Origin of the sequence: Pseudomonas sp. 51_B (assembly GCF_017491595.1) — a bacterium.
GTDB classification, from domain to species: Bacteria; Pseudomonadota; Gammaproteobacteria; order Pseudomonadales; family Pseudomonadaceae; genus Aquipseudomonas; species Aquipseudomonas promysalinigenes.
Window position 1 is genome coordinate 1 of record NZ_JAFGYW010000400.1, and the last position, 447, is coordinate 447.

General features: G+C 62.4%; 1 protein-coding gene. It reads left to right on the plus strand.

Annotation, left to right across the window (positions count from 1 at the left end; all coding sequences use genetic code 11):
• Positions 1-160: 160 nt before the first annotated feature.
• Positions 161-447 (plus strand): hypothetical protein (locus J5M56_RS25425; RefSeq protein ID WP_207938114.1); only part of this gene is annotated, 287 nt, incomplete at its 3' end.

Genomic DNA, 447 nt, shown 5'->3' on the forward strand with positions numbered 1-447 from the left:
GCACTTCGGGGTCCGGCCTGTGCAGGAGGATCTGCAGCGCACCATCGCCTTGTTCCCTTCCCTTGACACCGAAGGCGCGACACGGGTTTTGTACCGATTGCCCGGGCCATTGGCCGAGTGCGGAGCACAGTTGTCACGCTGGGAAAATGAGCTCGGCGTTGTGAATCTCGAACTCAGCCAATGGATCAACCAGGCCGCCGTGACTGCCGCCGAATCGGGAGAACGTCTGCCGCTCGAGACGCAGACCCGCGAACTGGATGCCAGGCGAGACTTTGCGCAACAGATCGAACAATTCTGGCGCAGCCCGCCCACGTACCCGCGCCTTGAAGAACTCAGGGCAACGGCGGCCTTCAGTGGCGATATGCCGATACTCAGCACCGGTCTGGAGCGCGTTACCCGGTTGAACCTCGTTGGCAACGCCAATGTCACCGCCGCCCTGCGCTTCGT